Annotated in this window: 26 protein-coding genes and 1 riboswitch; of the genes, 9 read left to right on the top strand and 17 right to left on the bottom strand. The window is 72.2% G+C overall.

The window, feature by feature from the left end:
* Positions 1–3: 3 nt before the first annotated feature.
* Together QSK34_RS03325 and QSK34_RS03320 are read right to left on the bottom strand one after the other, a co-directional pair.
* Entirely contained in the window at positions 4–1,431 is a 1,428-nt protein-coding gene (locus QSK34_RS03325) for an AAA family ATPase (RefSeq protein WP_285579714.1), read from the bottom strand.
* A 25-nt stretch (positions 1,432–1,456) separates the two neighbouring features.
* Entirely contained in the window at positions 1,457–3,010 is a 1,554-nt protein-coding gene (locus QSK34_RS03320) for an MDR family MFS transporter (protein ID WP_285579711.1), read from the bottom strand.
* 86 nt (positions 3,011–3,096) lie between these two features.
* Here QSK34_RS03320 and QSK34_RS03315 point away from each other — a divergent pair, with 86 nt between their 5' ends.
* Positions 3,097–3,645, top strand: a complete 549-nt coding sequence (locus QSK34_RS03315; RefSeq protein ID WP_285579708.1) for a TetR/AcrR family transcriptional regulator — start codon at positions 3,097–3,099, stop codon at positions 3,643–3,645.
* A gap of 29 nt (positions 3,646–3,674) precedes the next feature.
* Here the strand turns inward: QSK34_RS03315 and QSK34_RS03310 are convergent, their stop codons facing one another.
* Both QSK34_RS03310 and QSK34_RS03305 read right to left on the bottom strand, forming a co-directional pair.
* The gene (locus tag QSK34_RS03310; RefSeq protein ID WP_285579706.1) at positions 3,675–4,220 is read right to left on the bottom strand and encodes an SMI1/KNR4 family protein; all 546 of its coding nucleotides are present in this window, start codon (positions 4,218–4,220) and stop codon (positions 3,675–3,677) included.
* A gap of 76 nt (positions 4,221–4,296) precedes the next feature.
* The gene (locus QSK34_RS03305) at positions 4,297–5,331 is read right to left on the bottom strand and encodes an LLM class F420-dependent oxidoreductase (protein WP_285579704.1); all 1,035 of its coding nucleotides are present in this window, start codon (positions 5,329–5,331) and stop codon (positions 4,297–4,299) included.
* 111 nt (positions 5,332–5,442) lie between these two features.
* Here QSK34_RS03305 and QSK34_RS03300 point away from each other — a divergent pair, with 111 nt between their 5' ends.
* Positions 5,443–6,330, top strand: coding sequence for an endonuclease/exonuclease/phosphatase family protein (locus QSK34_RS03300; RefSeq protein WP_285579702.1), 888 nt, complete (start codon positions 5,443–5,445; stop codon positions 6,328–6,330).
* Here QSK34_RS03300 and QSK34_RS03295 read toward each other — a convergent pair.
* From QSK34_RS03295 to QSK34_RS03280, 4 genes are read right to left on the bottom strand one after another with little or no spacing between them, the layout of a single operon-like run.
* Positions 6,327–6,881 carry a nucleotidyltransferase family protein gene (locus QSK34_RS03295; protein WP_285579700.1) on the bottom strand — a complete coding sequence of 185 codons (555 nt, stop codon included), beginning with the start codon at positions 6,879–6,881 and terminating at the stop codon, positions 6,327–6,329. The genes QSK34_RS03300 and QSK34_RS03295 overlap by 4 nt on opposite strands.
* The gene (locus tag QSK34_RS03290; RefSeq protein ID WP_161480083.1) at positions 6,878–7,981 is read right to left on the bottom strand and encodes an XdhC family protein; all 1,104 of its coding nucleotides are present in this window, start codon (positions 7,979–7,981) and stop codon (positions 6,878–6,880) included. Before QSK34_RS03290 ends, QSK34_RS03295 begins: the two co-directional genes overlap by 4 nt.
* A complete protein-coding gene (locus QSK34_RS03285; RefSeq protein WP_285579695.1) occupies positions 7,974–9,059 on the bottom strand; it encodes a vWA domain-containing protein in 1,086 nt (361 codons plus the stop codon). The genes QSK34_RS03290 and QSK34_RS03285 overlap by 8 nt, the downstream gene beginning before the upstream one ends.
* The gene (locus tag QSK34_RS03280; protein WP_285579693.1) at positions 9,052–9,915 is read right to left on the bottom strand and encodes an AAA family ATPase; all 864 of its coding nucleotides are present in this window, start codon (positions 9,913–9,915) and stop codon (positions 9,052–9,054) included. The genes QSK34_RS03285 and QSK34_RS03280 overlap by 8 nt, the downstream gene beginning before the upstream one ends.
* A 58-nt stretch (positions 9,916–9,973) precedes the next feature.
* On the opposite strand from QSK34_RS03280, the gene QSK34_RS03275 reads away from it, so the two are divergent.
* From QSK34_RS03275 to QSK34_RS03255, 5 genes are all read left to right on the top strand, one after another.
* Positions 9,974–10,561, top strand: a complete 588-nt coding sequence (locus tag QSK34_RS03275; protein ID WP_285579691.1) for an HD domain-containing protein — start codon at positions 9,974–9,976, stop codon at positions 10,559–10,561.
* 63 nt (positions 10,562–10,624) lie between these two features.
* Positions 10,625–11,446, top strand: a complete 822-nt coding sequence (locus QSK34_RS03270; protein ID WP_285579689.1) for an ABC transporter permease — start codon at positions 10,625–10,627, stop codon at positions 11,444–11,446.
* Positions 11,422–12,117, top strand: coding sequence for an ABC transporter ATP-binding protein (locus tag QSK34_RS03265; RefSeq protein ID WP_285579687.1), 696 nt, complete (start codon positions 11,422–11,424; stop codon positions 12,115–12,117). The genes QSK34_RS03270 and QSK34_RS03265 overlap by 25 nt, the downstream gene beginning before the upstream one ends.
* Complete coding sequence (locus QSK34_RS03260; RefSeq protein ID WP_285579685.1) at positions 12,114–13,076, top strand: ABC transporter substrate-binding protein; 963 nt, start codon at positions 12,114–12,116, stop codon at positions 13,074–13,076. The genes QSK34_RS03265 and QSK34_RS03260 overlap by 4 nt, the downstream gene beginning before the upstream one ends.
* Positions 13,073–14,179, top strand: a complete 1,107-nt coding sequence (locus tag QSK34_RS03255) for an LLM class flavin-dependent oxidoreductase (protein ID WP_285579683.1) — start codon at positions 13,073–13,075, stop codon at positions 14,177–14,179. Before QSK34_RS03260 ends, QSK34_RS03255 begins: the two co-directional genes overlap by 4 nt.
* On the opposite strand, the gene QSK34_RS03250 is transcribed toward QSK34_RS03255, so the two are convergent.
* The 8 genes from QSK34_RS03250 to rpe form a co-directional block, all read right to left on the bottom strand.
* Positions 14,176–14,628, bottom strand: coding sequence for a PH domain-containing protein (locus QSK34_RS03250; protein WP_285579682.1), 453 nt, complete (start codon positions 14,626–14,628; stop codon positions 14,176–14,178). The genes QSK34_RS03255 and QSK34_RS03250 overlap by 4 nt on opposite strands.
* An 11-nt stretch (positions 14,629–14,639) precedes the next feature.
* Positions 14,640–15,119: a 6,7-dimethyl-8-ribityllumazine synthase gene (ribH, locus tag QSK34_RS03245; RefSeq protein ID WP_161480091.1), complete on the bottom strand. Its 480-nt coding sequence runs from the start codon at positions 15,117–15,119 to the stop codon at positions 14,640–14,642.
* Positions 15,116–16,336: a bifunctional 3,4-dihydroxy-2-butanone-4-phosphate synthase/GTP cyclohydrolase II gene (locus tag QSK34_RS03240; protein ID WP_285579681.1), complete on the bottom strand. Its 1,221-nt coding sequence runs from the start codon at positions 16,334–16,336 to the stop codon at positions 15,116–15,118. Before QSK34_RS03240 ends, ribH begins: the two co-directional genes overlap by 4 nt.
* A complete protein-coding gene (locus QSK34_RS03235; RefSeq protein WP_285579680.1) occupies positions 16,333–16,953 on the bottom strand; it encodes a nicotinamide mononucleotide transporter family protein in 621 nt (206 codons plus the stop codon). Before QSK34_RS03235 ends, QSK34_RS03240 begins: the two co-directional genes overlap by 4 nt.
* On the bottom strand, positions 16,950–17,537 hold the full coding sequence (locus QSK34_RS03230) for a riboflavin synthase (protein ID WP_285579679.1): 588 nt from the start codon (positions 17,535–17,537) through the stop codon (positions 16,950–16,952). The genes QSK34_RS03235 and QSK34_RS03230 overlap by 4 nt, the downstream gene beginning before the upstream one ends.
* Before the next feature lie 2 nt (positions 17,538–17,539).
* On the bottom strand, positions 17,540–18,595 hold the full coding sequence (gene ribD / locus QSK34_RS03225; RefSeq protein WP_285579678.1) for a bifunctional diaminohydroxyphosphoribosylaminopyrimidine deaminase/5-amino-6-(5-phosphoribosylamino)uracil reductase RibD: 1,056 nt from the start codon (positions 18,593–18,595) through the stop codon (positions 17,540–17,542).
* 86 nt (positions 18,596–18,681) lie between these two features.
* A riboswitch (FMN riboswitch) is annotated at positions 18,682–18,812 on the bottom strand.
* Positions 18,813–18,887: 75 nt separating this feature from the next.
* On the bottom strand, positions 18,888–19,667 hold the full coding sequence (locus tag QSK34_RS03220) for an oxygenase MpaB family protein (protein ID WP_285579677.1): 780 nt from the start codon (positions 19,665–19,667) through the stop codon (positions 18,888–18,890).
* Between the two features lie 9 nt (positions 19,668–19,676).
* On the bottom strand, positions 19,677–20,336 hold the full coding sequence (rpe, locus tag QSK34_RS03215) for a ribulose-phosphate 3-epimerase (RefSeq protein WP_161480096.1): 660 nt from the start codon (positions 20,334–20,336) through the stop codon (positions 19,677–19,679).
* Positions 20,337–20,411: 75 nt separating this feature from the next.
* Between rpe and QSK34_RS03210 the strand changes: the two genes are divergently transcribed.
* Both QSK34_RS03210 and QSK34_RS03205 read left to right on the top strand, forming a co-directional pair.
* Positions 20,412–21,308 (top strand): ATP-binding cassette domain-containing protein, encoded by an 897-nt coding sequence (locus tag QSK34_RS03210; RefSeq protein ID WP_285579676.1) that lies wholly within the window; start codon positions 20,412–20,414, stop codon positions 21,306–21,308.
* Positions 21,305–22,093 carry an ABC transporter permease subunit gene (locus QSK34_RS03205; RefSeq protein ID WP_285579675.1) on the top strand — a complete coding sequence of 263 codons (789 nt, stop codon included), beginning with the start codon at positions 21,305–21,307 and terminating at the stop codon, positions 22,091–22,093. The genes QSK34_RS03210 and QSK34_RS03205 overlap by 4 nt, the downstream gene beginning before the upstream one ends.
* Here the strand turns inward: QSK34_RS03205 and QSK34_RS03200 are convergent.
* Positions 22,074–23,483, bottom strand: a complete 1,410-nt coding sequence (locus tag QSK34_RS03200) for an RsmB/NOP family class I SAM-dependent RNA methyltransferase (protein WP_285579674.1) — start codon at positions 23,481–23,483, stop codon at positions 22,074–22,076. The genes QSK34_RS03205 and QSK34_RS03200 overlap by 20 nt on opposite strands.
* Positions 23,484–23,520: the final 37 nt, after the last annotated feature.

The raw sequence follows: 23,520 nt of genomic DNA, 5'->3' as shown, positions 1-23,520 counted from the left end.
ACGTCAGCATGCCGGGGGCTCCAGGCGGGCCTTCGCGCGGACCTCCCCCGGTTTCGCCGCGCCGCCGAGGAGGGCGCGGGTGAGGGACTCGCCGTCGTCGGCCATCCGGTCGAGGACCTCGGCGAAGTGGGCGTCGGTGAGGGCGTGCTCGTCTCGCCGCAGGGCCGTGAGGACGACCCTTCTCAGCAGTTCCTTGATGTAGGAGGCGGTGACGCCCTCGGTGGCCGCGACGATCGCCGCCACGTCGGCCTCGACGGGCCGGTCCCGGGTGTAGAGGCGGACCAGCCGCTCCCGGGCGCGGGCGTCGGGGGGCGGGATCTCGACGGCCAGGTCGATGCGGCCGGGCCGCTGGACCAGCGCCGTCTCCAGGGCCTCCACCCGGTTGGTGGTGAGCAGGAAGGTCACGTCGGCGTCTCCGGCGACGCCGTCCATGGCGTCGAGGAGGCTGAACAGCAGCGGGCTGGTCTGGAAGTGGGAGCGGTCCTCGGCGATGAGGTCGACGTCCTCGACGACCACGATCGAGGGTTGCAGCTTCCGGGCCAGGGCGACCGCGAAGCCGATCTTCGCCATGCCCTCGGCGGTCATCAGGATCGCGGTGCTCTCGGGCCGCCGCCCGAGCAGGTAGCGCACGGTGTGGGTCTTGCCCGTGCCGGGCGGCCCGTAGAGCAGCAGGCCCCGCCGCAGGTGCTGGCCCGCCTCGCGGAGCCGGTCGCCCTGCCGCCCGATGCCGACGACGTGCTCCTCCAGGGCTTCGAGGCGGCCCTCGGGCAGCACCACCTCCTCGGGGGCCAGCTCGGCCCGGGGGACGAAGGTGAGCAGCTCGTTCCTGCGGTGCTCGCTGAAGCCGAAGGTGACCACCCGGCCGCGCAGCGGATCGAGCTCGCGCATGAGGCGGTCGACCTCCTGGCGCACGCCCGTCGCGGTCTCCCTGTCGGCGGCGATGACCGTCAGGACGGAGGCCTCGGTGAAGTCCTCGCGGGTGTTGACCCCCAGCACCACCGGGGCGCCGTCGGGGGCGTGGGTGCACACCAGGCCGAGCTGGACCACGTCGATGGTCTCGTCGGGGCCGACGGCGGCCACCGTGTAGTCGGCGCGGCCCAGCAGCGTGCCGCCGTGGGTGAGGGCGCTGGTGATCATGTTGATCATGCTCATGAAGCGCCGGTCGGAGCCCACCACGCCGAACCATCCGGCGTCGGGGGTGTGGGCGGCCAGGTAGCGGTCGGCGGCGAGCTGGAGGCCGGCGTGCTCGAAGAGGCGGTACTTCTCCTCGACCACCACCAGCTCGCTCAGGGGCCGGCCCAGGTGGCCGGTGACCTTGGCGACGAGGGGCGAGGAGGCGTTGTCCTCGCTCACCCGTCCGGCGACGGCTTCGTAGACCCGGCGGAGGCTCTGGGCCAGGGCGCGGGCGTCGTGCGAGTCGATTGACGTCACCCGGTCATGCTGCCAAACGAGTGCCTCAGGCGGGCTGCCTTCGGCGCTCGTGCCGGCCGCCCCGGGGCTGCGGGGCACCGCCGCCGCGCAGCGGCACCTCCTTGAGGAACAGCACCGCGACCACCCCGAGCACCGCCGCGGGCACCCCGACCAGGAACACGGTCTGCATCGCCTCCGTGTACGACTCCAGCACCGCCTTCACCACCTGCGGCGGCAGGCCGTGGATGGCCTCGGGGGTGCCGAGCTGGGGCGCGGCGGCGCCGCCGCCGAGCCGGGCGGCCAGTTCGTCCTTGACCCGGTTGGTGAGGATCGCGCCGAACGCCGCGACGCCGACCGCGCCGCCCAGGCTGCGGAAGAACGTGACGCCGGACGTGCTGACCGCCATGTCCTCGCGGGAGGCGGCGTTCTGCGCGGCGAGCACGAGCATCTGCATCGTCATGCCGAGCCCGGCGCCCAGGATCGTGATGTACCCCCCGATCTCCACCGGCGTGGAGTCGACGTGCAGCCGCGACAGCAGGAACAGCCCGACCGCGACCAGCACCAGCCCGACGGCCGGGAACGCCTTCCACCGCCCGGTCGACGAGGCGACCTTGCCCGAGACGATCGAGCTGAGGAACAGGCCGACCACCATCGGGAGGGTCATCAGGCCCGACTCGGTGGGCGACATGCCCTTGACGATCTGGAGGTACTGCGGCAGGTAGATCATCGCGCCGAACAGGGCGACGCCGACCAGGAGCGAGGCGACACTCGCCAGCACGAACGTGCGGTCGCGGAACAGCCGCGGCGGCAGGATCGGCGAGGCCGCCGCCCGTTCGGCCACGACCGCCGCCGCGACCAGGACCACCGTGACCGCGCCCAGGACGTAGGTCCACGCCGAGTTCCACTCGAACTCGTGGCCGCCGAACGACAGCAGCAGCATCAGGGCGGTCGCACCGCCGGTCAGCGTGGTCGCGCCCCACCAGTCGATGCGGGCGTCGCGGCTCTCGTGGTCGAACCGGAGCACCCGCTGGACCACCGCGAAGGCCACGACCGCGAGCGGCACGCAGACGTAGAAGCACCAGCGCCAGCCCAGCCAGTCGGTGTCGACGATGAACCCGCCGAGCAGCGGCCCGGCGACGGTCGAGATGCCGAAGACCGCGCCGACGTAGCCGGAGTAACGCCCCCGCTCCCGGGGCGGCACGATGTCGCCCAGGATGACCTGGGTGAGGGCCGACAGGCCGCCCGTGCCGAGGCCCTGGACCGCGCGGGCCGCGATGAGCATGCCGATGTTCTGCGACAGCCCCGCCACCACCGAGGCGGCCACGAACAGGCCGAGGGCGATCTGGAAGAGGCGCTTGCGGCCGAAGATGTCGGACAGCTTGCCCCACAGCGGGGTGGACACGGTCATCGTGAGGAGGGTCGCGCTGGCCACCCAGGAGAGCTGCTCCTGGCCGCCCAGGTCGCCGACGATCGTGGGGAGGGCGGTGCCGACGACCGATGTGGAGAGCATCGAGGTCATCAGGGCGAGCAGGAGACCCGAGAGGATCTCCAGGACCTGACGATGGCTGTAGGTGCGTTGTGGTGCGTCCAAGAGAGTCAAAGCCGGCGTCCCCCCGTGTAAAGAATGCTCCTCAACAGAGTTAGTAGACGCTTGTTTACTTGTCAAACGCAGCTAATATTCGTCAGGTGACGAGAGATCGGGAGGCGACCAGCCGGCGGATCCTGGAGGCCGCCCGCGACCTGTTCGCGGCCCACGGCTACGACCAGGTGACGATGCGCATGATCGCCGCCGAGGCCGGGGCCAACGTCGCCCTGGTGAACCGCTACTTCGGCACGAAGGCGGCCCTCTTCGCCGAGGCCCTGGCGACCGGCTCGACGATCGAGTCGGTGATCGCCGGAGACCCCGCCGGCCTCGCCGCCCGGCTGGCCCACCGCCTGGCGGTCCGCCTGCAGAGCGGCGCGACCGAGCCGGTCACCCGCATGGTCGACCGCGCCGGCACCAGCCCCGAGATCCAGGCCATCCTCCGCGCCCACGTCGAGGCGACCGTCGTCAAGCGCATCGCCGCCCAGCTCGACGGCCCGCAACCGGAACAACGCGCCCTGCTGGCCGCCACGATGATCCTGGGCACCGGTTCGGTACGCCGCCTCTTCGGCCCCGGAGTGATCGAAGAGGTCGACGCCCACCAGGTCGAGGAACGGCTGCGGGAGATGTTCGAGATCTCCCTCCGGCCCTGAGCACCTCGGCACCACCGGCCCGGGCGGCCTCAGACCAGGTCGCTCGCCATCAACTCCCAGAAGGACCGCCCCCGGGCCGCGCCCGCCCGCCACGACGCGAGATGCCAGGCCTCCCACTCCCCGTCGGGGGTGACGACCAGGGGGTTGAGGAGGAGCAGCCCGTCCCAGCATCCGATGAGAAGGGTGTGCGGCACGTATTCGTTGCGGACGAAGCCGTTCTGGCCCCGCCCGTAGACGAAATAGAGGTCGTCGGGCACGCTCGGGACCTTGTCGCCCTCCTGGGGACCCCAGATTTGGCACCACTCGGGTTCCAGGTCGCGCAACCAGCCGACCCGCTCCGTCCGGAACAGGCAGTAATCGTCCTCGTCCGCGTCGCCGTAGCCGTCGGCGTAGAGGAGGAACGCGCGGTAGCTCGGCGGGAGCGGCAGGCCCAGCCGCTCTTCGAGGAGGCGCACCTCCGGCTCACCCGCGGCGGTGTGGAGACCGTGGTCGGGCGGAAGGGGAGGGCCGTCGGCTCCCGGGGATGGCGGGCCTTCCGCCGGGAAGACGCCGGACCACGCAAATGGAGAGTCCATGGTCGGCGACCCTAGAGGGTGCGGCCGACATTCCGTCCCGCCCTTCTCATCCGCCGATGAACGGCCGCGGCCGGGTTCAGCCCGCGAGTTCCTTCACCTTCTCGATCAGGCGCACGCGCTCCTCGTGGGTCGAGGCGATCGGGGTCACGTTGATCGTCGTGACGCCGCTCTCGCGCATCGCGGCCAGCCGGTCCCGGACGAAGCCCTCGCTGCCGATCAGGGACATCTTCTCCAGCAGCTCGTGGGGCACCCGGGCGGCGGCCTCGTCCTTCTTGCCGGCGAGGTAGAGGTCCTGGATCTCGGCGGCCTCCTTCTCGTAGCCGTAGCGGACGGCGAGGTCGTTGTAGAAGTTCTTGCCCTTGGCGCCCATGCCGCCGATGTAGAGCGCCGCCATCGGGCGGCCGAACTCCAGGAAGCCGGCCACGTCGTCGCCGATCGCCAGGTGGGCGGTGGCGATGACGTCCAGGCCGCCCAGTTCGGGGGCTCGTCTGGCCGCGCCGGCCGCCAGGCTCGGGCCCCACACGTCGGCGGCCTTCTCCGGCATGTAGAAGATGGGCAGCCAGCCCTCGGCCAGTTCGGCGGCCAGTTCGACGTTCTTGGGGCCGATGGCGGCGATCACGATCGGGATGCGCTCGCGGACGGGGGCGTTGATCAGCTTCAGGGGCTTGCCGAGGCCGGTGCCGCCCTGGAGGGGCATCGTGTAGTGCTTGCCCTGGTATTCGAGGCGCTCGCGCTTCCACACCTTGCGGGCGATCTCGATGACCTCGCGGGTGCGGCCCAGCGGGGCCGAGTAGGGCACGCCGTGGAAGCCCTCGATCACCTGCGGTCCGGAGGCGCCCAGGCCCAGGGTGAAGCGGCCGTCGGAGACGTAGTCGAGGCCGGCCGCCGTCATGGCCAGCAGCGCGGGGGTGCGGGAGTAGACCGGGAGGATGCCGGAGGCGATCTCCAGGCGCTCGGTCCGGGCGGCGATGTACCCCATCTGGCTGACCGCGTCGAAGCTGTAGGCCTCGGCGACGAACACGATGTCGAGGCCGGCCTTCTCGTAGTCGGCCAGTTCGGCGACGGTCTCCTTGAAACCGCCGGAATAGCTCAGGGCCATCCCGATCCGCATAGATCCTCCTGGACCGAATGTTGTTCCGGTAGTACGGGATTCCGAGGGTACATGTCGGCTCACGCCCTCCGTATTCGGGGAGCCGTACACTTTCCCGGCAGGGGAGGGATCTTGCTGGCTCGTGTGGTGTCGGTGTTCGCGATCGTGCTCGCCGCGATCCTGGCCGGGCATCGGCTGCTGCCCGAACTGGGCGGGGTGATGCCGGTCGTCGAGAGCGTGCTGCCCTGGCTCGGCGTGGTGATCGTCCCGCTGGTGGCGCTGGCGGCGGTGGCCCGGTCGCGGGGGGCGGTCGTGGCGTCGCTGACCCCGGCCGTGGTGTGGGGCGTGATGTTCGGGCCGAGCGTGCTGCGGCATCCGGCCGGCGGGAGCGGCGACTTCACCGTGGCGACGCTGAACGTCGGGGTCGCCAACGACCTGTCCGGCGAGGCGGTGCGGGCCGCGGCCGAGGGCCGTGACGTGGTGGCGGCGCAGGAGCTGACCCCGGGCGGCCCCGCCGCCAAGGAGCTCAGCCGCATCTTCCCCCACCGTTTCCAGGTCGGGACCGTCGGGTTGTGGAGCAAATACCGGCTCGACGACGCCAAACGGGTCGACGTGGGGCTCGGCTGGGCCAGGGCGCTGCGCGCCGTCGTCAAGGCCGAGAAGGGCGACGTGACCGTGTACGTCATGCACCTCGCCTCCGCCCGCCCCGGCGAGACCTCCTTCCGGGACAAGACCCTGAAGGAGGCCGGCGAGGTGATCGCCAAGGACAAGAGCCGCCGGCTCGTCCTGCTCGGCGACCTGAACACCGCCACGACCGACCGGGCCCGGGGCAACCTGGTGCCGCCGCTGCGCGACGCCCAGGAGGAGGCCGGCCAGGGCTTCGGCTTCACCTGGCCGTCGGGCTTCCCGATCACCCGGCCCGACCACATCCTCTACCGGGGCATGGAGGCCACCCTGGCGGAGGTCCGCGAGGCCGCCGGCAGCGACCACCGCGCGGCCGTCGCCGACCTGAGGTTCTAGCCCGTCGGCAGGTCGCCCGGCTCGTCGACGTCCGCCGGGTCTCCCGCGTCGTCGCAGGGCACCTCGGTGACCAGCTCGGGGTGCCGCCTCAGATAGGGGCGCGCGCCCACGTCCCCCGCCAGCGAGGCCGCCACCTCGGCGATGTGGTCGCGGCCGATCAGCACCGGGTTGCGCTGCGCTCCCCCGTAGGTGGCGACGGCGAGTTCGGCCCCGGCCTGGAAGGCGGCGATGAGCCGTTCGACCGCCTCGGGCCGGATGAGCGGCTGGTCGACCAGGGCGACCACCACCCCCGGCGCCTCCGGCGGGACCGCCTCCAGGCCGACGCGCAGCGAGGAGCCCATCCCGGACGCCCAGTCGGGGTTCAGCACGGTCACCGCGCCCCGCACCTGGGCGCACGCCGCCCCCAGCACCACGACCACCGGATGGCAGCCGCCCTCCTCCAGCAGCCGCACCCCCCGGTCGACCAGGCGTTCGCCCTCGTACTCGACCAGGGCCTTCGGGCGGCCGAACCGGCGGCCCGCCCCGGCGGCCAGCAGGATTCCGGCGATCACGCGAGCTCGCCGTGGATGCGGCCCTCGGTGGTGGTCAGCGGGCGGCCCGAGCCGCCCCAGCGCAGCTGGATCAGCTCGGCTGCGATCGACACGGCCGTCTCCTCGGGGGTGCGGGCCCCCAGGTCCAGGCCGATCGGCGAGCGCAGCCGGGCCAGCTCCGCCTCGGTCAGGCCGATCTCGCGCAGCCGGGCCATGCGGTCGTCGTGGGTGCGGCGCGAGCCCATCGCGCCCACGTAGGCGGCGGGCGTGCGCAGCGCCACCTCCAGCAGCGGGACGTCGAACTTCGGGTCGTGGGTCAGCACGCAGATGACGGTGCGTTCGTCGACCGCCGCGTGGGACAGGTAGTCGTGCGGCCACTTCACCACGACCTCGTCGGCGTCGGGGAACCGCTTGGAGGTCGCGAACACCGGCCGGGCGTCGCAGACGACCACGTGGTAGCCGAGGAACTTGCCGACCCGGGCCACCGCCGCCGCGAAGTCGATCGCGCCGAACACCAGCATCCTCGGCGGCGGCGCGAACGACTGGACGAACACCTGGAGGTCGTCGAGGCGGCGTTCGCCGCTGCGGCCGTAGCGCCGGACGCCGGTGGTGCCCTGGGCCAGCATGCCCCGGGCGTCGTCGTCGACGGCGGCGTCGAGCCGGGGCGAGCCGAGGGTGCCGGAGACGTGGTCGTCCCACACGACGCGCCGCGCGCCGATCCGGCCGGGGCCGGACAGTATGGTCGCCACCGCCACCGGGACGCGCTTCTCGATCGACGCCGCGATCTCGCCCAGTTCGGGGTAGGCGTCTCTGGACACCGGCTCGACGAAGACGTCGATGATGCCCCCGCAGGTCAGGCCCACGGCGAAGGCGTCGTCGTCGCTCACCCCGTACCGCTGGAGGACGGGTCTCCCGGAGGCGACGACCTCCTGGGCCAGTTCGTAGACGGCGCCCTCGACGCAGCCGCCCGACACGCTGCCGACCGCCTCGTCGCCGAGGACGGCCATGGCCGCGCCGGGCTGGCGTGGCGCGCTGCGGAAGGTGCCGACGACCGTGGCCAGGCCGAACACGCCCTGATCGGCCGTCCACCAGCGGTTGACCTGCGAAAGGATGTCACGCATGTCCGGCTCTCCTTCCCGCGAGGAGCCGGGCCAGCTCCTCGTAGGCGGCCAGGCTGTGCCCGGCCACCAAGTCGTCGATGTGGGGCAGCGCCGCGCGCATCCCCCCGGTGAGCGGGCGGTACGCCGGATCCCCCTTATGGGGGTTAACCCAGATGACCCGGTGGGCCATCCGGCCCAGCCGCTCCATCTGCGCGCCGAGCAGGGACGGATCGCCGCGTTCCCATCCGTCGGAGGCGATCACCACGATCGCGCCCCGCGCGTCCGGCAGCCGCAGGAAGGCCCGCAGCTCCTCCCCCAGGCGGGTGCCGCCGCTCCAGTCGGGGATGGCGGCCGAGACCTGGTCCATGGCGCGGGCGGCGTCCCTGATCCGCAGTTCGGCGGTGAGCCGGGTCAGCCGGGTCCCGGCGGAGAAGACCTCGGTGGCGCGCGGCGCCGACCGGACCACCGCGTGGGCGACCCGCAGCAGCGTGTCGGCGTACGCCTTCATGGAGCCGCTCACGTCGATCAGCAGCACCACCCTGCGGGGCTTGCGCCGCCGGTCGCGGAACCGCAGCCGGGCCGGTTCGCCGCCCCGTCTCATCGCCTCCCTGACGATGCGGCGGGGGTCGAGGGAACCGCGTTTGGAGGCGGTCAGGCGGCGGGTGGCGCGCGTCTCGCGGGCGGTGCGCATGAGCGCGAGCAGGCGGTTGATCTCGGCGCGCTCCTCGGGGGTGAGCGTGGCGACGTCGCGGGCGCGCAGGACTTCGAGGGTGCTGGCGGTGGCGGCGGTGGTCTGCTCGCGCCCCTCCTCGGGCGCGCCGTCGGGTGCGGCGACGTATCGGGTGACCGTGACGGAAGGCGACGGCCTCGGTGTCGCGCGGCCGTCGAAATAGGCCGCGAAACAGCGGTCGTATCTCGGGAGGTCGTCGGGGCCGGAACACAAAGTGAGCCGGCCGGCCCAATAGACGTCTTTCCTTTCTCCGGCGTCGAGATTCTCCAGGGCGGTCAGGAAACCCCGGGTCCGCTCGTGGTCGGCCGCCACTCCGGCGGCCCGGAGTGTACGGACGAATCCCACCATCAGCGGCACGACGTCAGGCATCGAGAAGCCCGTCGCGAACGGCGGTCTGCTGGTCTTCGCGGTATTTCAGCGCGGCCCCCAGCGTCACGGCCGCCGTCTCCGGGTCGAGCCGTTTCGCCCCCAGCGTCAGCAGCGCCTCGGCCCAGTCGAGCGTCTCGGCGATTCCGGGCGGTTTCAGCAGGTCGGCGGCTCTCAGGCGGGCCGCCGCGCGGGCGACCTGCTCGGCGAGGGCGGACGTACAGGACGGCAGGCGGCGCAGCAGGATGGCGACCTCGCGGTCGAATCCCGGATGGTCGAGCCAGTGGTAGAGGCAGCGTCTTTTCAGGGCGTCGTGGACTTCGCGGGTGCGATTGGACGTCAGCACGACGAGCGGCGGCGCGGCGGCGCGAATGGTGCCGAGTTCCGGAATGGAGATGGTGAAATCCGAGAGCACCTCCAAGAGAAAGGCCTCGAATTCGTCGTCGGCCCGGTCGATCTCGTCGACGAGAAGGACGGCGGGCTGCGATTCGATCGCCTGCAACAACGGCCGGGCGATCAGGAAACGGCGGTCGTAGATCTCGCCTTCGAGGGCCCGCAGGTCGGTTATCCCGGCGGCTTCGGCTGCTTTCAGGTGCAGGAGCTGGCGGGCGAAGTCCCAGTCGTAGAGGGCCTGGGCGGCGTCGAGGCCCTCGTAGCACTGCAGGCGGATCAGCGGGGCGCCGAGGACGGCGGCGAGGTTCTTGGCGAGTTCGGTCTTGCCGACTCCGGCCTCCCCTTCGAGGAACAGCGGCCGGCCCATGCGCAGGGCCAGGTAGGCGGCGGTCGCCAGGCCCGGGTCGGCCAGGTAGTCGCGCTGTTCGAGGAGGTCCCGCAGGGTCTCCGGGGAGTCGATTTCCACCCGTCCAGGCTACTTCGGAGCGTGATCACACGACGATCGCCCTTGGTAGGTTCGCGGGGTGACGCAGGATTTCCCCGACTCCCCCGCGGGGCGCGCCCTGGTCGCGGAGTTGTCCGCACGCTGGGCCGAACCCCACCGCCGCTACCACACGACCCGTCACCTGACCGACGTCCTGGCGGCGGTCGAACCGCTCCGGGCCCACGCCCGTGATCTCCGGGCGGTCCGGCTGGCGGCCTGGTTCCACGACGCCGTCTACGACGGCCGGCCCGGCCTGGACGAGGAGCGCAGCGCCCAGCTCGCCCAGTCGCGCCTGACGACCCTGGGGCTGCGGGTCGCCCGGGAGGTCGCCCGGCTGGTCAGGGTGACCGCGACGCACTCCTACCACCCGGAGGACGGGAACGCGGCGGTGTTGTGCGACGCCGACCTGGCCGTGCTCGGCCAGAGCCCGGAGCGGTACGACGCCTACGCCGAAGCGGTCCGGCAGGAATACCGCCACGTGCCCGACCCCTTGTTCCGCGTCGGCCGGGCCGAGGTGCTCCGCCGGCTGCTCGGCGGTTCTCTCTACGGCACCGAAACCGCCCGTGACCTGTGGGAAGAGCAGGCCAGGCGCAACCTGGCACGGGAGCTCCGGCATATTACCGATTGACTTGGTAGGAAATATGGGTAACTCTGAGGGCGGTCCACTCACCGCTCTCTGCGAGGTTCCCGTATGTCCGTCGTCGAGCTGGCGCGCCCGGTCGAAACACCGCGCGCCACGCCGAAAGGGCCACGGCGCCGCGTCACCGCGTGGCATCGCTGGCTGAGCCCGCTCGCCCTCCTCGTGATCTGGCAGATCGCCAGCGCGACCGGCCTGCTCCCCGAACGCCTGCTGGCCGCACCGGCCACCATCGCCTCCACCGCCGTCGAACTGACCCAGGCGGGGACGCTGCCGACCGCGATCGGCGTCTCGCTCCAGCGGGTGCTGGTCGGCTTCCTGGTCGGCGGCGCGGCCGGAATCCTGCTGGCCCTGGCGGCGGGGCTGAGCCGGGCGGGTGAGAACGCGGTCGACCCGATCATGCAGGCACTGCGGGCGCTGCCGTTCTTCGGCCTCATCCCGCTGTTCATCCTCTGGTTCGGCATCGGCGAGGAACCGAAGATCCTGCTGGTGGCCCTGGCGGTGTCGTTCCCCCTCTACCTCAACACCTTCTCCGGCATCCGGGGCGTCGACGGCAAGCTCGCCGAGGTCGCCAAGACGCTGAAGTTGTCGCGCGGCCAGCTCATCAGGCACATCGTGCTGCCGGGCGCGCTGCCCCAGACGCTCGTCGGGCTGCGGCAGGCCCTCGGCGTGGCCTGGCTGGCGCTGATCGTGGCCGAGCAGGTGAACGCGACCACCGGCCTCGGCTACATGATCAACGACGCCCGCGAGTTCCTGCGCACCGACGTGATCGTGGTCGGGCTGCTCGTCTACAGCGCGCTCGGGCTGGCCACCGACGCGATCGTCCGGCTTCTGGAGCGGAGGGCGCTGGCATGGCGACGCGGCTTTCTGGCGTAGCGCGCGCGTTCGGCGACCGGGTCGTGCTCGACTCGCTCGACCTGGAACTGCGCGACGGCGAGTTCACGGCCCTGCTGGGCCGCAGCGGCTCCGGCAAGTCGACCCTCCTGCGGGCCCTGGCCGGGCTCGACGACGAGGTCACCGGCGCGATCGACGTCACCGACTCGGTCGCGGTGGCCTTCCAGGAGCCCCGGCTGGTGCCGTGGAAGCGGCTGCTGGCCAACATCACGCTCGGGCTGGACGCCCCCGCCGACAAGGCGAAGGCGGCGCTGGCCGAGGTCGGCCTGGCCGAACGGTCCGACGCGTGGCCGCTCACCCTCTCGGGCGGTGAGGCGCAGCGCGCGAGCCTGGCCCGCGCGCTGGTCCGCGAGCCTGAACTGCTGCTGCTCGACGAGCCCTTCTCGGCCCTCGACGCCCTCACCCGGATCACCATCCACCAGCTCGTGCTGGAGTTGTGGGCCCGGCACCGCCCGGCCGTGCTGCTGGTCACCCACGACGTGGACGAGGCGCTGCTGCTGGCCGACCGGGTGCTGGTGCTCGACGAGGGCCGCATCGCCCACGACATCCCCATCACGGCCGAACGTCCCCGCCACCGCGAGGACCCCGACCTGGTCACCCTGCGAAACACCCTGCTCGCCGCGCTCGGCGTCTCACCCGAAGGAAGATCATGAAACGCGCACTGCTGGCCGCCGTCCTGCTGCTGGCCGCCGCCGCGTGCGGCGCTCCGTCGACCGACGCCGGCGCCGCACAGAGCACGGTCACCCTCCGCGTCGGCGACCAGAAGGCGGGGTCGCAGGCGCTGCTGAAGGCGGCCGGGCTGCTCGACGACGCCCCGTACAAGATCACGTTCGCCCAGTTCACGTCGGGCCCGCCGCTGCTGGAGGCGATCAACGCCGGGGCCGTCGACATCGGCGGCGTGGGCAACACTCCCCCGATCTTCGCGGCGGCGGCCAACTCGAAGATCAAGATCGTGGCGGCCTACAAGCAGAACGTGACGGGGGCGGCGGTGGTCGTACCGGCGAACTCGACGGTGACCGGCCCGGCCGGCCTCAAGGGCAAGAAGATCGCGGTGGCCAAGGGCAGCTCCTCCCATTACCACCTGCTGTCGGTGCTGAAGAAGGAGGGCCTGAAGTTCTCCGACATCCAGCCGCAGTACCTCCAGCCCGCCGACGCGCTGGCCGCCTTCTCCGGCGGCACGGTCGACGCCTGGACGATCTGGGAGCCCTTCACCTCCCAGGCGATCCTGCAGCACAAGGCCAAGGTGCTGGTCGACGGCACCGGCTACGTCAACGGCCTGAACTTCACCGTCGCCGCCCCCGAGGCGGTCGAGACCAAGGCCGACGCGGTCCGCGACTACCTGACGCGGCTCGCCAAGGCCCGTGAGTGGGCGCTCACCCACAAGCCCGAATGGGCCAAGGTGTGGGCCGCCGAGACCGGCCTGCCGCAGGAGGTCGCCGACGCGGCGGTCGACAACGCGGTCTCCTCGCCCATCGTGATCGACGACGCGGTGGTCACCTCGGAGCAGGAGATGGCCGACGCCTTCGCCGCCGAGGGCCTCATCCCGGGCGGCCTGACGTTCGCCGACTTCGTCGACCGGCGTTTCAACGACATCGTGGGGGCGGCGCAGTGAGGTTCCACTGGTTCCTGCCGACGACCGGCGACGGCCGCTCGATCGTGGCCGGCGGCCACGGCCTGGGCCGCACCCACGGCGACGCCGAATACCGTCCCCCGTCGGTCGAGTACCTGGGCCAGATCGCGAAGGCGGCCGAGCAGGTCGGCTTCGAGGCGGTGCTGACCCCGACCGGCACCTGGTGCGAGGACGCCTGGCTCATCACGGCGGCCCTCACCCAGGTGACGACCCGGCTGAAGTTCCTGGTGGCGTTCCGGCCGGGCCTGCTCTCCCCGACCCTGGCCGCGCAGATGGCCGCGACCTACCAGCGTGTCTCGGGCGGGCGGCTGCTGCTGAACGTGGTGACCGGCGGCGAGACGGCCGAGCAGGCCCGCTTCGGCGACCACCTGAGCAAGGACGAGCGCTACGCCCGCACCGACGAGTTCCTCAGCGTCGTGCGGGGCGCCTGGCAGGGCGGCTTCGACTTCACCGGGACCTACTACGACGTGGCCGACGCCCGCGTCGCCGCCCCGCCGGAGCCCACCCCGGAGATCTACTTCGGCGGCTCCTCCGGCGCGGCCGGCCCGGTGGCCGCCAAGCACGCCGACGTCTACCTGACCTGGGGCGAGCCGCCCGCACAGGTGGGCGAGAAGCTCGGCTGGATCCGCGAGCTGGCCGCCCGGGAAGGGCGCACCCTCCGGTACGGCGTGCGCCTGCACGTCATCACCCGAGACACCAGCGAGGAGGCCTGGGCCGAGGCCGGCCGCCTGCTGGAGCGCATCCCGAGCGGCGACATCGCCAAGGCCCGCAAGCTCCTGTCGACCAGCGAGTCGGTCGGCCAGAAGCGCATGCTCGCCCTGCACGAGGGCTTCACGAGCGGCAGGGCCCGCGACCTGGAGATCCACCCCGGCCTGTGGGCCGGTGTGGGCCTGGTGCGGGGCGGCGCGGGCACCGCGCTGGTCGGCAGCCACGCCGAGGTCGCCGACCTGCTGGAGGAGTACGCCGCCCACGGGGCGTCGGAGTTCATCCTGTCGGGCTACCCCCACCTGGAGGAGGCCTACTGGTTCGGCGAGGGCGTGCTGCCCGAACTGCGCAGGAGGGGCCTGGTCGCGAAGGCGGCCTAGTGGTCGGGGGCCTCGCTCTTGATCTTGATCAGGGCGTTCAGCTCCGCCACCGCGCGCGCCGCCCGCGCCTTCTCCGAGCCCTGGATCCCCATCGCGCCCACGACGCTCCCGTCGGCGAGGTCGAGGCGGGGCCAGGGCTCGGCCTCCGGGAGGGAGACGCCGAGGATCTCGGCCCACTCGTAGCGGTGCACCCGCACGGCGTTGACCACGGTCACGCCCTGGTCGTCGGCCTCCACCCGCAGGCGGCCCAGCAGGTGGAGGAGGAAGGCGACCGCGCAGCCGAAGACGAAGACCCCGATGCGGTCGGGCAGGTGGAACTGCTCCGGGAGCACGACCGCCAGGATCAGCGCGCCGCCCACCATGATCGCCGCGAGCGTGTAGGCCACGACACGGGCCCTTTTCGGACGCCAGACGACGGGGAGGGGCGGCGCGGGAACACTCGGGAACATGAGACCGAACGTTAGCGCGATCCGGAGGCGAGCTCGCGCAACAGAACCGCCGTCTCCAGGGCCGCGACCGTGGCCTCGTAGCCCTTGTCCTCCTTCGAACCGGGCACCCCCGACCGCTCGACGGCCTGGTGGACGCTGTCACACGTCAGCACGCCGTTGCCGACGGGGGTCGACTCGTCGAGGGAGACCCTGGTCAGGCCGCTGGTGACCGAGTCGCACACGTAGTCGAAGTGGGCCGTCCTGCCGCGGATGACCGCGCCCAGCGCCACCACGGCGTCGTGGGTGCGGGCGAGCGCCTGCGCCACCACGGGGATCTCCAGCGATCCGGCCACCCGGACGACGGTCGGGGTCGCGCCGCAGTCCTTGGCCGCCGCGACGGCCCGTTCGACCAGCTGGTCGGTGATCTTCTCGTGCCACCGGGCCGCGACGATGCCGACCGTGAGGCCCTGCGCCTCGACCGGCCAGGTCTCCGGACGTCCGCCACCACTCATGCTCTCTCCTCGGGAATCTCATGACCAAGCCGGTCACGTTTGGCGTACAGGTACTTCTCGTTGTACGGGTTCACGGCGATCGGCATCGGCTCGCGGCCGAGGACCTTGATGCCGTAGCCGTCCATCCCCCGCATCTTGGCGGGGTTGTTGGTCAGCAGGCGCACCGACTTGACCCCGAGGTCGCCGAGCATCTGGCCGGCGTTGGAGAACTCGCGGGCGTCGACCGGCAGGCCGAGTTCGAGGTTGGCGTCGACGGTGTCGTGGCCGTCGTCCTGGAGGGCGTAGGCGCGCAGCTTGGCCAGCAGGCCGATGCCGCGGCCCTCGTGGCCGCGCAGGTAGACGACCACGCCGCGGCCCTCCTCGGCGATGGCGGCCATGGCGTGGTCGAGCTGCACGCCGCAGTCGCAGCGCAGCGAGCCGAGCACGTCGCCCGTCATGCATTCGGAGTGGGCCCGGACCAGCACGTTCTCGCCGTCGTCGAGGTCGCCGTAGACGAGCGCGACGTGCTCGCCGCCGTCGAGGGAGCTGGCGAAGCCATAAGCCCGCCACATGCCGTAGCGGTTCGGGATCAGCGTCTCGGCGACCCGGGTCACCACCCGTTCGGTGCGGCGGCGGAACTCGATGAGCTGCTCGATGGAGACCAGCGCGAGGTCGTGCTCGTCGGCGAAGGCGCGCAGCTCGGGCAGCCGGGCCATCGTGCCGTCGTCGTTGGTCACCTCGGCCAGCGCCCCGGCGGGGGTCAGCCCGGCGAGCCGGGCCAGGTCGACGGCGGCCTCGGTGTGGCCGGGCCGCACCAGCACGCCGCCGTCGCGGTAGCGCAGCGGGAAGATGTGACCGGGCCGGACCAGCTCGAACGGCTCGGTGGCCGAGTCGGCCAGGGTGCGGATGGTGCGTGCCCGGTCGGCGGCGCTGATGCCGGTGCTGACCCCGTCGCGGGCGTCGACGCTGATCGTGTACGCCGTCCGCATGCGCTCCTTGTTGTCGTTCACCATCAGCGGCAGCCCCAGCCGGTCGAGGTCGTCGCCCCGCATGCCGACGCAGATGACCCCGGAGCTGTGCCGGATCGTGAAGGCCAGCGTCTGGGGCGTGGCCTTGGAGGCCGCGAAGATGAGGTCGCCCTCGTTCTCGCGGTTCTCGTTGTCGACGACCACGACCGGCTTGCCGTCGCGGATGTCGGCGATCGCCCGTTCGATCGGGTCGAGCCTGATGTCGTTCATACTGCGACCGCCTCCTGCTTGCGCCAGTTCGCGAATCCGGTGAGGACCAGGACGAAGAACACCGCGTAGACCGCCCCGGAGACGACCAGCCCCGACCGGAAGGCCAGCGGCACTCCGACGAGGTCGACGGCGATCCAGACCAGCCAGAAGTCGGTCAGCGCCCGGCCCTGGGCCCAGGTCGCGACCGCGCTGCCGACGAAGATGTAGGCGTCGGCGGCCACCAGGAAGTAGCCCTCGGGAAGGGGGGCGTGCGCGCCCCACGAGAGCCCGGTGACGAAGAAGAACCAGCCGACCAGGGCGGTGCCGACGACGACGGTGCCGGTCAGGAACAGCCGCTCGGCGTACGTCGCGGGCCGCACGGCCAGCTCCTCGCCCTGGCTCTTCCACCGCACCCAGCCGTAGACGGCCAGCACGCCGAACATGACCTGCTTCAGCGCGTTGCCGGTCAGCCCCGCGTTCACGGAGGCGGCCAGCAGCAGCACCGACGCGGTCAGCTGGACCGGCCACGTCCAGAGCGACCGGCGGATGGCGAACACGACCGTGGCCAGGGCCAGGATGTTGCCGATGAGGTCGGTCCACAGGACGGTCGTCCCGAGGACCTCGAAGCCGGCGTTCACCGGGCCACCAGCTTCTCCACGTACTTGGCGATGACGTCGGCCTCCAGGTTCACCGGGTCACCGGCGACCTTGCGGCCCAGCGTCGTCAGGGCGAGCGTGGTGGGGATGAGGCTGACGGTGAACTCCTCGCCGGAGACCGACGCGACGGTCAGCGAGACGCCGTCGACCGTGATCGAGCCCTTGTGGACGACGTAGCGGGCCAGGTCGGCGGGCAGCGAGATGGTCACGACCTCCCAGTGCTCGTCGGGTTCCCGCTTCAGGATGGTCCCGGTCCCGTCGACGTGGCCCTGCACGATGTGGCCGCCGAGCCGCTGGTCGGCGCGGACCGCGCGCTCCAGGTTCACCGGCGACCCCACGGTCAGCGCGCCGAGGCTGCTGCGGTCGAGGGTCTCCTTCATGACGTCGACGGTGAAGACGTCGTCGTTGACCTCGACGACGGTCAGGCACACGCCGTTGACGGCGATCGAGTCGCCGTGCCCGGCGTCCTCGGTGACTCTGGGGCCGCGGAAGGCCAGCCGGGCCGCCTGCGGGAGGGGGTCGACGGCGACGACCTCGCCGAGTTCCTCGACGATTCCGGTGAACATGCTCAGTTCTCCTTCGGGGGCGCCGGCCGCGCGGTCACGCGCAGGTCCGGTCCAATGGGGACGACGTCTTCGAACTCCCAGCGGTGGATGCCGTCGACGCCCGTCACGCCGGCGTCGCCCAGGGCGCTCGCCCCGGAGCCGAGGAACGCGGGCGCCAGGTAGGCGACGATCCGGTCGACCAGACCGGCGCGCAGGAAGCTCCCGGCGAGGGTGGGGCCGCCTTCGAGGAAGACGCTGACGATCTGGCGGCGGTGGAGTTCGGTCAGCAGGGCGGGCAGGTCGAGGCCGCGGGGGCCGCGCGGGACGCGCACGGCGTTCTCGTGGGGAACCTCGGCCCCGACGGCGAGCAGCGTCGGCGCGGCGCCGTCGAGCACCTTCGCCCCGGGGGGTGTACGCCCCTCGCTGTCGACCACCACCCGCAGCGGCGTGGCCGTGGCGGGCCGGACGGTCAGGCGGGGGTCGTCGGCCAGCACGGTGCCGATCCCGGCCATGATCGCGTCGTGCTGCGCGCGCAGGCGGTGCACGTCGGCGCGGGCCTCCGGCGAGGTGATCCACTGGCTGGTGCCGTCGGCGGCGGCCGACCGCCCGTCGAGGGTCGCGGCGAACTTCCACGTGACGAACGGCCGCCTCAGCCGCGTGTACGTCAGCCAGTGGGCGTTCCCCCGCTCGGCCTCCGCCCGCAGGAGTCCCGTCTCGACCGCGACGCCCTCACGGCGCAGCCGCTTCGCGCCGCCGGCCGCGGCCGGGTTCGGGTCGGGCACCGCGACGACGACCCGTTCGATCCCGGCCTTGAGCAGGGCCTCGGAGCAGGGCCCGGTCCGGCCGTGGTGGTCGCAGGGTTCGAGGGTGACGTAGGCGGTGCCGCCCCGGGCCAGCTCACCGGCCTCGCGCAGCGCCCAGACCTCGGCGTGCGGCCCGCCGGCCGCGGCGTGGAAGCCCTCGCCGACGACGGAGCCCCCGGCGGACGTGATCACGCACCCGACCACCGGATTCGGGCTCGTCGTGCCCAGCCCGCGCGCGGCGAGGTCGATCGCCCGGCGCATGAAGTGATCGTCCACCCCGGTCCCTTCCCTGAATCAGGGCTCCGGGGCATGGGCATGGAAGCGCCCAAGGACGGACGCACCCCGAACAGGGGCCTCGTCCGCCGCGTGCTGCCTCCCATCCGGACTTTCACCGTCGGTCCTGGAATTCCACCAGGTCAACCGGCCGATGGATTCGGCCGGGTCGCGGACTGTCACCGCCGGTTCGGACTTTCACCGACCCCGGAGCACGCAATGCTTTCTTCGATGTGCGTAAAGGCTGTTGCCTACGCAAGTTATTCCCAGTCTGCCACGAGGGTTCCGGGCGGCGTCAATGTGGCGCCGGTCGCAGTGCCCTGGGGACGGCGTTCAGGCCGGTCCGGACGGTACGCAGCGTCACCGTCGCCCACACGTCGCCGAACGGGGTGGCGGGCAGGCCGTAGAGGCGTCTGGCCCAGCGGGGCAGGCTGGCGAAGGCCACGGCGGTGATCCACGGGAAGACCGGCTTGAGCAGGGTGAGGCGGGCCGGGAGCGGCGGGTTGAGCGACATCAGCAGCGGGTGGGGCGCCTCGGGGACGAACCGCAACTTCGGCCGCTCGGCCTCGATGTAGTCGCGCATCTCGCCCACCGAGTGGGGCACCTCGTCCGGTGACAGGCCGACGACCTCGGCGGCGCGGCGCCATTCGTACACGAACCGGTCGGCCTCGTCGTCGGTCAGGGGCACCCCGGAGCGGCGGGCCGTGGACAGGTAGGAGTCGACCTCCCCGACGTGCACCCAGCGCAGCGCGTCGGGCTCGTCGAGGTGGTAGCGGTCGCCGACGTCGGGGTCGTAGGCGGTCAGGGTCGCATGGATCTTGCGGACCCGGGAGGCGGCCTTCTCCACCTCCTCCGCGGAGCCGTAGGTGCGCACCCGGACGAACTCGGTCGTGCGCAGGAACCGCGCCCACGCCTCGGACGGATCGAACAGCGCCGAGTTCTGGATCACCCCGCGCATCGCCCGGGGGTGGAGGCCCTGCATCAGCAGGGCCCGGAAGCCGCCCACGAACAGTACCGGCTCCGCCATCACCCGCCAGGTGACCGAACCGGGCCCGAAGAGCCCGTCTTGGTTCATGACCTCACGCTACGCCCCCTCGGCGAGGGCGCGAAGTGCCCGGACCGCCTCGGCGGGGTCGTCGCGGCCGTAGACGGCGTTCCCGGCCACGAAGACGTCGGCGCCCGCCTCGGCGCAGCGCTCGATGGTCTCGTCGGCCACCCCGCCGTCGACCTGGATCCAGACCTCTAGGCCGTGCTTGGACACCAGCTGCCGGGCCCGGCGGATCTTCGGCAGCACCCCGTCCAGGAACGGCTGCCCGCCGAACCCGGGCTCGACGGTCATCAGCAGCAGCATGTCGACCTCGGGCAGCAGGTCCTCGTAGGCGTCGACGGCCGTCGCCGGGTTGAGCGCGAACCCGGCCCGCGCGCCCTCCTTGCGGATCGCCCGGAGGGTGCGCACCGGCGCCTTGGCCGCCTCGGCGTGGATGGTCACGCTCTTGGCGCCCGCCTCGGCGTAGCCGACGGCCCACCGGTCGGGGTCTTCGATCATGAGGTGGCAGTCGACCGGCGTCGAGACCGACTTCAGCAGCGCCTCCACCACGGGCAGGCCGAGCGTCAGGTTGGGCACGAAGTGGTTGTCCATCACGTCGACGTGGAGCCAGTCGGCCACCCCCGCGACCCGGGCGGCCTCGTCGGCCAGTCGGGCGAAATCGGCGGACAAAATGCTGGGCGAGATCTGTACGGCCATGACGCCGAAGTCTACGCGGCAAGGTTTTGTCCCCTCATGAACCTGCGGATGATCTGCGCAAACTAGCCTCGAACCATGATCAGCGCATCCGGCCTGACCAAGGTCTACGGCGGCAAGACCGCCCTGGACCACGCCGACTTCACGGTGCGGCCGGGTGTGGTGACGGGCTTCCTCGGCCCGAACGGGTCGGGCAAGTCGACCGCGATGCGGCTGATCCTCAACCTCGACCGGGCGACCTCCGGCTCGGTGACCGTCAACGGGCGCCCCTACCGCGACCTGCCCGCGCCGCTGCGCGAGGTCGGCGCGCTGCTGGAGGCCAAGGCCTGGCACGGCGGGCGGTCGGCGTACGACCACCTGCGGTTCCTGGCCCGCACCAACGGCATCCCCAAGCGCCGCGTCCGGGAGGTGCTCGACATCGTCGGCCTCCACGACGTCGCGGCCAAACGGGCCAAGGGCTACTCGCTGGGCATGGGCCAGCGGCTCGGCATCGCCGCCGCCCTGCTGGGCGACCCCGCCATCCTGATGTTCGACGAACCGGTCAACGGGCTGGACCCCGAGGGCATCCTGTGGATCCGGCGGCTGATGCAGTCGCTGGCCGCCGAAGGGCGGACCGTGTTCGTCTCCAGCCACCTGATGTCGGAGATGGCCCTCACCGCCGGGCACCTCATCGTGATCGGCCGGGGCCGGATCCTGGCCGACACCCCGATGGCCGACTTCATCCCCGCCAGCCACGTGCGGGTGCGCTCCCCCGACCTGGCCGCCCTCGTCCGGGCCGTCGCCGCGGAGAACTGGCGGGCCCGCACCACCGCGGACGCCCTCCTGGTGTACGGGGTGACGCCGGCCGATCTCGGCGACCTCGCCTACCGGCACGGCATCCGGGTGCACGAGCTGTCGCCCGTCCACCCGTCGCTGGAGGAGGCGTTCATGCGGCTGACGGCCGGAAGCGTCGAGTTCCACGGGATCGATGGATGACCCTCCGGAGGGCCACCTTCGCGGGAGCCGTCGCCGGGGAGTGGATCAAGATCTGGACCGTGCGGTCGACGTTGTGGAGCATGTTCTCCACCGTCGTGGTGACCGTGGGACTGTCGTCGCTGCTGGCGCTGGCGTACACGTTGTCCTACGATCGGCTCGGCTTCCGGGCCCGGCTGGCCTTCGACCCGGTCGCCTACGGGCTGGCCGGACTGAACTTCGGGGTGATCACCCTGGGCGTGCTCGGGGTGCTGGCGGTGTCGACCGAGTTCTCGTCGGGGCTCATGCGGACGTCGTTGTCGGCCGTGCCGCGCCGCTCGCGCCTGCTGGCCGCCAAGGCCGTCGTGGTGGCCGTGATCGCGCTGGTCGTGGGGCTGATCTCGTCGTTCGCGGCGTTCTTCGCCTCGCAGGCGATCTTCTCGATGCGGCGGCTCGGCGCCGGGATCGGCGACCCCGAGGTGCTGCGCGCGGTCACCGGCGGCGGGCTCTACCTCACCCTGATCGCGCTGATCTCGCTGGGCGCGGGGGCGATCGTGCGGCACACCGCCGGGGCGATCACGTCGGTGCTCGGGGTGCTCTTCGTGGCGCCGATCTTCGGGGTGTTCCTGCCGGAGGACTGGGGGCGTACCGTCCAGAAGTTCCTGCCCCCGGCGGCCGGGAGCGCGATCCTGACCACCCGCGAGACGCCGTTCACCCTGCCTCCGTGGCAGGGGTTCGGCGTCTTCGCGGGCTACACGGCACTGGTGCTCGTGGTCGCGTTCGTGCTGTTCAGGCGGCGCGACGTCTGAGCAGGGCCAGGAACATCGCGTCGGTGCCGTGGCGGTGCGGCCAGAACTGGGCGTAGGGGCCGTCGCCGAGCCCCGGGACCTCGGGCAGGTAGGCGCGGGCGTCGAGCGTCTCGGCCAGCTCGCCCATGTCGCCCACGACGGCGCGCGTCTCGGCGATGTGCGGCGAGCAGGTGACGTAGGCGACCACGCCGCCGGGACGGACCGCTCGGAGCGCCTCCTTCAGCAGCGCCCGCTGGAGCGCGGTCAGGTCGGGGATGCCGCGCGGGTCACGCCGCCACCGCGCCTCGGGACGGCGGCGCAACGCCCCCAGCCCGGTGCACGGCGCGTCGAGCATGACCCGGTCGAACACGCCCTCCCGCCACGGCGGGTTGGTGCCGTCGGCCACCACGACGGCGGCCTCCTTGGTCGCCTGCCAGACCAGCCGGGCCCGGTGCTCCTGCGAGTCGCCCGCCAGCAGCCGGGCGCCCGTCTGCGCGGCCACCGCGTCGAGCAGGCCCGCCTTGCCGCCGGGGCCGGCGCACATGTCGAGCCAGGTGCCGTCGCGGTCGTCGAGCGGCACCCGGGTCAGCGCCAGGGCGACGAGCTGGCTCGCCTCGTCCTGCACCGCCGCGCGCGCCTCGCCGACCGCCTTGAGCCGGCCGGGGTCGCCGTCGACCAGGTAGGCGCCGTAGGGCGAGTAGGGCGCGGGCTCGGCCCCGGCGTCGACGAGCTCGTCGATCGTGGCCCGGCCCGGCCGCGCGACGAGGGCCACCCGGGGCCGCTCGTTGTCGGCTTCGAGCGCCTTGGCGGTCTCGTCGATCGACCCGCCGACGGCGTCGCGCAGGGCGGTGACGATCCACTTCGGGTGGCTGTAGGTGATCGCGAGGTGGCCGATCGGGTCGTCTTCGACCGGCGGCGCGACGGCCTTCAGCCACTCGTCGAGCGAGCGCTGGCTGACCTTGCGCAGGATCGCGTTGGCGAACCGCGACGGCCCCTGGCCGACCCGCAGCCGGACCAGGTCGATCGTGGCCGAGACGGCGGCGTGGGCCGGGATGCGGGTGCGCAGGAGCTGGTGGACGCCCAGGCGCATGGCGTCGAGCAGCGGCGGGTCGATCTCCTCCGGCGGGCGGTCGCTGCAGGCGGCGATCACCTCGTCGTAGGTGCCCAGACCCCGCAGGGTGCCGTAGGCCAGCTCGGTCGCGAGGGCGGCGTCGCGGCCGGTGATGTCACGCTGGCGCAACATCTGCGGCAGCAGCAGGTTGGCGTAGGCGTCGCGCTCGTCGACGGCCCTCATCAGGTCGTACGCCGCGTTTCTCGCCTCGTCGCGGACGGGCTTGGGGGGCCTCGGAGGGCCGCCGCGCCGACCGGTGAAGCGGGGCCGTCCTGAGGGGTTGTTGCCCCGGTTCGTCATCTGGCGGTTGCCTTCGGTTGGTGGTGGCGAGCGATCA

The sequence above is a fragment of the Herbidospora sp. NBRC 101105 genome, from assembly GCF_030269205.1.
Taxonomy (GTDB): Bacteria; Actinomycetota; Actinomycetes; order Streptosporangiales; family Streptosporangiaceae; genus Herbidospora; species Herbidospora solisilvae.
The sequence above is the reverse complement of the archived record's forward strand: the minus strand, read 5'-3'. Positions and strand labels throughout refer to the sequence as shown.